Here is an 8277-nt window from a genome sequence, read left to right as displayed (position 1 = left end):
CTTTCTGCCCTTACCTTTTAATAGTTTGCGAAAACAAAATTTTATAAAAACTGCAAATTAATCACAATCAAGGGCTTAAAATTTTAGCGGGAATTGCTGGTTTTTCATTGATTCGGCTAGAAACATAACTGTTCCACAGGTTACTAATGCTGAAGGAAGGATCATTATAGCCACAACTTGATCCTGTATAAGCTTCCAACTGTCTGACGAAAGTGCTCTTATTTCCTCTTCATCCAAAGCTTTAAGAAATGAGCACATTGCCTCAGAATTAATGCCTGGGGCTGAACCCGCTAGCATATTGGTTCCTAGTATATTTGAACTGGCTGCCATAATTCACCTCTGGGGATGTATTGCAAATATAATCACCTTAATTTTGGACTGAAATGAATATTTTTGTCAAATATTTTTTAAGATCTGATCAACTACCTCTTCAACGGGGGGGGGGGAGGCATCAACAACAATAGCATCGGTCGGTTCTTTAAGCGCTTCAAATTGGCTATCTAAAAGCTTCGGATCGAAGAAGTGTCCTTTGCGCGCTTCGAGCCGTTTCCGAATGAGCTCAGGACTTCCCTTGAGGTAGATAAAGCAGATGTCTGGGGCGACCCTAAGGGCTTTCCGGTACGATTCCTTGAGGGCCGAGCAGGCAAGAACAAGGGAAGACTCCTCTTTTAGAAGCTTTGCCAAAGCCTCTAAAAAAGGGCGGCGGTCTTCATCGGTCAAGGGGATCCCGTGGGCCATCTTTTCCTTATTGGCTTCAGGGTGGAAGAGGTCTCCATCATAGAAGGGGATCCCAAGCTTTGTGGCAAGGGCTTTGCCAACCGCTGTCTTCCCACATCCTGAGACTCCGATCAACACAATACGCATAAAAAAAGCTCCAAACTATAGTTTGGAGCTTAGTCAATGTGGGGTAATGGTGTAAAGGGACTATCTGCCCATGAACTGCTCAGCTTGTGTTCTATATAGCTGCCTTGCAGTGTCTCTTGCATTGTCAATAGCGGCTTTATCTGAGCTTTGTTGTTGGGTATCATTACCAAACTCAGAGCCTAAAGCTCCTGTGATTTGCTGGTACTCAGCCTCTTTAATTTGAGAGCCTTGACTTGCTATTTGTATTTTGCCTTCTTGCGATTTTTCAAGCATCCTACTTGCTGTAGGACCACAGTTTCTTGCACTACTTAAAACTCCATCTTTGGTCAATTGTCCATCGTTATTATTTAGAAAGTTAACGACCCAAGCCTTTGCATTGTCGCCAAGCCATCTGCCTAATAAAGCGTTATTATTTATGCCTGTATAGGTTGTAGACTCCGGATTATAATTTGATTGATTATGGAGGAAATTTATTGCAAAATTGGCGATACCTTCTGCTTGCCCTGTACCGATAGCTAATCCCTTTATGAGAGTTCCGAAAGTTCCTCCCTCCATCTCTTCTTTATGTTCTCTAAAGTTAGCAGCTTGTTTTTTGCTAAAGGTCTCCCACTCTTTTTTCTTTTCTCGATTGACCTTTTTTTGGGCATCAGAGGCGTCTTTAAGAGATTTTTGGACAATATTCATGATCAGAGAAATGGTGATCATGGGATTTCTTGGTTTTTTTCTTCCTAAAGCGCGAGCAAGGGCTAAGTCAGCCTCTGAGAGTTCTCCAATTTTAGGGGGAGGGGCCTCTGCGACTCCTTGAGCAGCGATTGCAAGCTTTGTCTCCTTCCCATCTTCTAAGAGGGCTTGAGCCTTAGAAATATGTTCAACAGCTAAATCAGTCATGATTTCCTCCAATATTAACCTTGTTTCCCAGCAACGATTCGTCTTTTAATCTCATTGTCGTTTGCCACGACTTTTGAAGTTGCTTTGATGAGATCGGCAGCCTCTTTTGTTTTGAAGCCCCCGATTAGCTTTTTGAGAAGCTTTTCAGCCATCTCTTTCTTAAATTTAAGCTCACTATTTTTTGCTCTGAGCTCGAGCTTTTGTTGCTGTTGTTCTGTAGACTTACCTCGCATGTAGTAATCTCCAAACCCAAGGGCAAGAGAAAGTGCAGAAGTTACAACCGTTTCTGTTTGATCTTTTCCAACGGTTTGTCCTCCCCACCATGTGGTTGCAGCTCCTCCTAGGATACTTCCTGCAAGCCCCATAATGGAGGCAGTGGTGCTCTCTCCAAAAAGGTAGGTGTAAAGCTTTGTTGCCAACGTTGCTCCTCCTCCCGCTAGAGAAAGAAGAGCTGCTTTGCTCCCCCCTCTAAATCCCGCAAAAGCTGCGGTTCCTAAAACGGTAAGAGCGGTTCCAAAATGATTGAGGAACTGTCTTCTATGTGCCCACACTTCAAATGCCTCTGTGGTGGAGATGTTTTCTTTTAAAAGAGTCAGCTCTTTTTTACGGAGTTCTTTGATCCCATCTTGGTGTGCTTCGAAGGTTTTTAATTGCCCCGTTTGAGAAAGGATTTGGAGGTCACAAAGAGTGCTGACAAGCTTGATGAGTTGCCCCATCCCCGTGTTTGGAAGTTTTGCTACGGGGTCATTTTCTTCTGGAGGGGTGAAGAGCGAAGAGCGGTCAAAATTGACTTTAGAGGGGGTTTCAGGAAGTTTTTCTAGGTGCGGAAGGTCGGGGAAAAGGGGAGCATCAGAAGAGGCAGTTTTTATCCCTTCTTTTGCTTTTTTCTGTTTAGCCTCCTCTCCCTTTTTTAAATAGCGGACCGTTTTCTCTTTTTCTAGAGGGTTGGAGTGAACGGGGAAAAAAGTTTCAATACCACTCATTAGTGAGCTCTCGTATTTTGTGCAATTCTTTCTTGATGCCTTGAACCGGCTTGAAGGGCTTTGTTGATCGCATCAAAAATCAATAGGCTCATATTGACATCTAGAAAAAGTTGTTGTGAAGTCATTTGAAGTTCATTTTTTCGGTCTGTCTCTAAATCTTCAATCTCATGAATAAGTTGTTCTAGATCAGTCTTACTAATGGACTTTGTTTTTTCATACTCATCTCTCCCAAATCGAGGCTTTTTTTCTCCCTCTTTTCCTGTTGCATCCAGGAGACTATGGTGGATATCTTGAAAATCAAGGATTTTATCCCAGAGCGACTCTTTTGAGATGTCGAAGGTTCCATCCTCATTGTTTCCATCAGGATGTCTTCCCTTAATTGCGGTGAGTTCTCTTTTCAAAACAAGAATTGTTTCTCGAAGCTCTTTTCCAATCCCTTCAACCTTTTGTGCGGTTCCCTCATGCTTGGCTTGGTCGATCTTATTTCGACGCATCCCCACATCTACAACCATGGCATTTAAACCAATATTTCCATAAGAACCCATACAATCAACCTCTCAAATTTATTTTTCCGTCTTAAAAGGGGGGTATTGCCACCTGCAAACAAGATCATATTAAAAAGCGGTTTTTCAATCTACCTATAAAAACGATTTAAATAGTTGGAAGAGCATAAATTGTTTACTATGAGTGGAATGTTTTTTTTGTTTAAAAAATCTCTTTTTAGTGTAAGCTCAAATTTATGCCCTCAGAAACGTGTTTAAGCGCAAAAGAAATATTTGAAAAATCACAGGAGGTGATCCCTGGAGGGGTCAATTCGCCCGTCCGCGCCTGCTGTGGTTTAGGGATCACACCCCCCATTATTGCGCGGGGGGAAGGGGATACGATTACCGATGTGGAGGGTAATACTTTTATTGACTATTGCATGAGCTGGGGAGCCCTCCTTCATGGCCACGCCCATCCAGAGATCGTCTCACGGGCGCAGGCTCAGGTGGCCCGGGGGAGCACTTTTGGGATCCCTACAGCGATTGAAGAAAAGCTGGCTCGGAAGATGGTTGAAGAGGTCGCCGGCTTAGAGCAGGTCCGCTTCGTCTCCTCGGGAACCGAAGCGACGATGTCAGCCATCCGCCTTGCACGGGGACATACAGGACGTTCCCTCTTTATCAAGTTTGAGGGGAACTACCATGGCCATGCCGATATGGGGGAAACCATTACCCTTCCCTACAACGATGTGGAGGCGTTTCGCTCAGCGATGAGTGATGAAGTGGCGGGAGTGATCGTGGAGCCAATCGCGGGCAATATGGGAGTGGTTCCAGGGGCCCAAGAGTTTTTAGAGGTCCTCCGAGAAGAGACGAAGCGGGTGGGCGCAGTCCTTATTTTCGATGAGGTGATTAGCGGGTTTCGCTCGCAGTTTGGGGCGTCGCAAGAGGTTGCAGACTTAAGTTGCTTTGGAAAGATCGTGGGGGGAGGATTTCCTGCAGCGGCTTTTGGGGGAAAACGGGAGATTATGCAAAAGCTAGCTCCTGTTGGGAAGGTGTTTCAAGCAGGAACGCTCTCTGGCAACCCCGTTGCGATGGAGGCAGGTCTTGCTGCTCTTGAGCTGGCAAGCCTCCCCGGTTTTTATGAGGAGCTGAAGCGCAAAGGGGAGATCATTACGAAGCCGGTGCGCGAAGCGATGCGAGGCGGATGTCTCCAAGAAGCGGTAGGGATGTTTACCCTCTTTTTTGGCCCAGAGAAAGTAGAGCGGTTTGAAAAGCTCGATCACGAGCGGTTTGGGGAGTACTTCCGCTTTATGTGGGAGCGGGGGATTTATGTGTCACCTTCCCCTTATGAAGCCTCCTTTATTTCGATGGCCCATACCGACGCTCATTTAGAGAAGACAAGAGACACAATGCTAGAGTTTTTATGTGGTTAAAACTATTTCTCCTTTTTACTTTTTCGCTCTTTGGTCATGAGGCCTATCTAAACATTCAGGGATATGCCGATCAAGAGATGATCGTTCCGATGGAAAAAGAGGTGTGTGGATGCCAAAATCTCGTCATTCAGATCAACTCGTCGTCGGGCGACTTTGATGAGGTGGTATCGCTTGCGCAAGAGATCCATCGGGAAAAACCTTTTGTGACGGTTTATATCCAGGGCAAGGCGGTGGGGCCCGCTGCGATGCTCCCCTTCCTTGCCGACGAGCTGATCGTGACTCCCTTTGCCGCTTGGGGCGATATCCCCTATGGGGTGAAGCATCCCGAGCCCCCTGAAAAGGTGCGGGCCCTTGTTCAGTCCCTTGTCGACAAGGAAAAAAAACACTTCGAAACCCTCTCGACCCTAGCCGATGCGATGGTCGACCCTCACCATCAACTTGGAGGGTTCGATCCTCTCATCCTCAACGTGGAAAAAATGAAGTCGCTGGGCCTTGTTGATGAGGTCCTTTCCGATGAGGCCTTTGCGGCTGCTTATGCGGAGGCTCCTCGAGAAGACAACCTCTCAGAGGTGATCACCTATAGCGACACCGAGGAAAACCTTATCGGCTATATCTCGATCGAAAAAGAGAGGGCAATCGATCAATCGACCTACATCTATGTGAAATTTGCTCTCAAAGACTTTATCGAAAAAGGGGTCCGCTTCGTTGTCCTTAACCTGAATACGCCAGGAGGGGAAGTTCTTGCCGCTTTGAAGATCGTCGACCTCCTCCAAAAGCTCGACATCCAACACCACATCCCCGTCATTGCCTTTATCGACGACTGGGCGGTATCGGCAGGGGCGATGCTTGCTTACTCCTGCCGCTTTATTGGGACGCAGCCGAAGTCGCTCATGGGAGCGGCCGAGCCGGTCATTATGGGGAAAGAGGGGCAGATGGAAAGCGCTTCCGAAAAGGTCAGCTCGGCTCTTCGCGCCGAATTTGCCAATCTTGCCAACTTTTATGGACGAGATCCTCTCATTGCTGAGGCAATGGTCGATAAAGACCTCATCTTGGTGTGGCGCGACCACCAGGTGGTGCAGCTCCGGAGCATGGATGAGGTGGAAAGCGACGATACGATCATTATCGAAAAGGGAAAGCTCCTCACCTTAAATGGAAAAGAGCTCAAAGAGTTTGGAGTTTCTGATTTTGAGGTTCCGATCACCCCTTTGCCTCCGATCACCGAAAAGGAACAAAAAGAGGGGATGTGGCCCGCGAAAAAAAGTCTCGTTTTCCAGCAGCACTATCTCAAACACATTCCCGATGCGGTGATGGTTGAGTACCAAGATTGGCGGGTCGGCTTCTTTAGCTTCTTAACCCACCCCATGATCGCCTCCCTCCTTTTTATGGGGCTCATCTTGGGCCTCTATATCGAGATCAATTCCCCCAGCTTTGGAGTTCCCGGCTCGATCGCCCTTGGGTGTTTAGTCCTGATTCTCCTTTCCAGCTTTGCCAGCCACGCCTACAACTGGATCGAGATCATTATTCTATGCGCGGGGCTGATCCTTTTAGCATTGGAACTCTTTGTCATTCCTGGCTTTGGGATCACCGGGGTCCTGGGAATCATCTTGACGATTATCGCCCTTTTTGCTTTAATGCTACCAGGGATCGGTCAACTGAATCTGTTAGATCCCGAAACATTTAGGTTGGTAGGAATGGCATTTGTAGAAAGACTCGCGTGGCTTTGTGGAGGACTCCTCGTTGCAATTGTCGTCATCATTTTGCTTGCCCGCTTTTTCTCTCACCGCTATTTCCGCTTTTCCAAGCTTATCCTTAAAGGGGAACAAGAAGGGTATGTTGCCGGGATTCCAAAGGACGAAATGCCAGAAAAAGGAACCCATGGAACCGCCTTTACACCCCTGCGCCCCTCCGGAAAAGTGGAGATTGGAGGCAAACTTTTCGATGCGGTTACCCTCGGTGGCTTTGTAGAAAAGGATGCTGCAATCGAAGTGGTGCGGATTGAGGGGAGCAAGGTCATCGTGAAGGAGGGAGAAGAATGATCATTGCTATCGGGATTGGCCTTGCAGGTCTTTTTCTCATCTACCTCGAGTTTTTCGTTCCCGGAGGAATTTTAGGGATCTTGGGGGGCATTGCCTATGCCACCTCTCTGTTTCTTTTTGTGTGGGCTGCTAAAAGTACCACCCTCTCTCTCGTTTACATGATCCTCATGATCCTCCTCCTCGTTGCCACTGTCAAATTTGCCCTATGGAAGGTGAAGCAAAAGCCAGCCCTTTTTGCCAAAGGAGAGCAGTCGGGCTATCTCGCCTCAACCTATGATAAGGAGCTGATCGGGAAGGAAGGGACCGCTCTAACAAGCCTGAGACCTTCTGGTCACATCTTAGTCGAAGGGGAACGTTACCAAGCCGTTTCAGAAAGTCGCTTTATTAAAAAGGGAGAATTGGTTAGGATCACAGGAGGCGAAGGAGCCCGTTACACAGTAAGGAGACTTTAATGGAAGAAACATCACTTGGAATTTATGCCCTCATCATCCTACTTGGGATCGTTGGGCTCATTTTTATCATCGTCTTAGGAAAATATATCAAACTCTGGTTTCAAGCCTTTGTCTCAGGAACCCCGATTTCCCTTTTTAACATCATTGGGATGAGCCTGAGGAAAATCCCTCCACAGGTGATCGTCAATGCCCGCATTAACTCCTACAAGGCGGGACTGAAAGGCATCACCGTCTCAGATCTAGAGACCCATTATCTAGCGGGAGGAAGGGTTTTAGAAGTCGTCCGCGCGATGATCGCTGCTGAGAAGGCGAACATCCCCCTCGATTGGCGCCAAGCAACGGCAATTGATCTTGCAGGCCGCGACATCTTAGATGCGGTTCGCACCTCGGTCAACCCAAAGGTGATCGACTGTCCTAGCCCCGATCTTAGTATGTCAATCACAGCGGTTGCAAAAAATGGGGTGCAGCTTCTTTGCCGTGCTCGGGTCACGGTCCGCACCAATATCCGCCAACTTGTTGGAGGAGCGACCGAGGAGACAGTCATCGCTCGTGTCGGGGAGGGAATCGTCAATGCGATTGGAGCCTCTGACACCCATGCGGATGTTTTGGAATCTCCCCAGCTCATCACCCAGCTTGTCCTTGAAAAAGGGCTCGATGCTCAAACCGCCTTCGAGATTCTTTCAATCGACATTGCTGACATCAGCGTCGGAAAAAACATTGGAGCAGAACTGAAAATTCATCAAGCCGACTGTGATAAGCAAGTCGCGCAGGCCAAAGCCGAAGAACGGCGAGCAATGGCTGTTGCCGAAGAGCAGGAAAACCGAGCCAAAGTGGTCCTTGCCGAAGCAGAAATTCCCCAAGCAATGGCCGAAGCTTTTCGCTCTGGGAACCTGGGCATTTTGGACTACTACAAGATGAAAAATGTCCAAGCCGACACCAAGATGCGGAACGCCCTTTCTGACTACGACGATGAGGACAAAGGTAGTGGAAGAAAACGGTAACTTTGATGCTCTCTATCCCTTTTTCATCCTTATCTTAGTTGCCCTTGTCAACTTTTTGAAAAAGCGGGGAGCTAAGAAAAAAGAGAAGGCCTATGAAACCCCACGGGTCCGCCCCCCGGACCCGCCCCCTCCTGCACCATT

9 protein-coding genes are annotated in these 8277 nt (G+C 47.6%); 4 read left to right on the top strand and 5 right to left on the bottom strand.

Annotation, left to right across the window (positions count from 1 at the left end):
- Positions 1-75: 75 nt before the first annotated feature.
- From NEPTK9_RS08425 to NEPTK9_RS08405, 5 genes are all read right to left on the bottom strand, one after another.
- Positions 76-330, bottom strand: coding sequence for a hypothetical protein (locus tag NEPTK9_RS08425; RefSeq protein WP_194848395.1), 255 nt, complete (start codon positions 328-330; stop codon positions 76-78).
- A 66-nt stretch (positions 331-396) separates the two neighbouring features.
- On the bottom strand, positions 397-864 hold the full coding sequence (locus tag NEPTK9_RS08420) for a gluconokinase (protein WP_194848394.1): 468 nt from the start codon (positions 862-864) through the stop codon (positions 397-399).
- Positions 865-924: 60 nt separating this feature from the next.
- Positions 925-1752 carry a hypothetical protein gene (locus tag NEPTK9_RS08415; protein WP_194848393.1) on the bottom strand — a complete coding sequence of 276 codons (828 nt, stop codon included), beginning with the start codon at positions 1750-1752 and terminating at the stop codon, positions 925-927.
- Between the two features lie 14 nt (positions 1753-1766).
- Complete coding sequence (locus tag NEPTK9_RS08410) at positions 1767-2735, bottom strand: hypothetical protein (RefSeq protein WP_194848392.1); 969 nt, start codon at positions 2733-2735, stop codon at positions 1767-1769.
- Complete coding sequence (locus NEPTK9_RS08405) at positions 2735-3280, bottom strand: hypothetical protein (protein ID WP_194848391.1); 546 nt, start codon at positions 3278-3280, stop codon at positions 2735-2737. Before NEPTK9_RS08405 ends, NEPTK9_RS08410 begins: the two co-directional genes overlap by 1 nt.
- 194 nt (positions 3281-3474) lie before the next feature.
- Between NEPTK9_RS08405 and NEPTK9_RS08400 the strand changes: the two genes are divergently transcribed.
- Genes NEPTK9_RS08400 through floA form a run of 4 tightly spaced genes read left to right on the top strand, consistent with a single transcriptional unit; the run spans position 3475 to position 8136 of the window.
- Positions 3475-4647, top strand: coding sequence for an aspartate aminotransferase family protein (locus NEPTK9_RS08400; RefSeq protein WP_194848390.1), 1173 nt, complete (start codon positions 3475-3477; stop codon positions 4645-4647).
- Positions 4638-6683 (top strand): NfeD family protein, encoded by a 2046-nt coding sequence (locus NEPTK9_RS08395; RefSeq protein WP_194848389.1) that lies wholly within the window; start codon positions 4638-4640, stop codon positions 6681-6683. The genes NEPTK9_RS08400 and NEPTK9_RS08395 overlap by 10 nt, the downstream gene beginning before the upstream one ends.
- Positions 6680-7135 carry an NfeD family protein gene (locus tag NEPTK9_RS08390; RefSeq protein ID WP_194848388.1) on the top strand — a complete coding sequence of 152 codons (456 nt, stop codon included), beginning with the start codon at positions 6680-6682 and terminating at the stop codon, positions 7133-7135. Before NEPTK9_RS08395 ends, NEPTK9_RS08390 begins: the two co-directional genes overlap by 4 nt.
- Positions 7135-8136 carry a flotillin-like protein FloA gene (gene floA, locus NEPTK9_RS08385; RefSeq protein WP_194848387.1) on the top strand — a complete coding sequence of 334 codons (1002 nt, stop codon included), beginning with the start codon at positions 7135-7137 and terminating at the stop codon, positions 8134-8136. The genes NEPTK9_RS08390 and floA overlap by 1 nt, the downstream gene beginning before the upstream one ends.
- Positions 8137-8277 lie beyond the last annotated feature (141 nt).

Source organism: Candidatus Neptunochlamydia vexilliferae, assembly GCF_015356785.1.
GTDB lineage: Bacteria > Chlamydiota > Chlamydiia > Chlamydiales > Simkaniaceae > Neptunichlamydia > Neptunichlamydia vexilliferae.
This window is presented reverse-complemented; position numbering and strand designations above follow the sequence as displayed.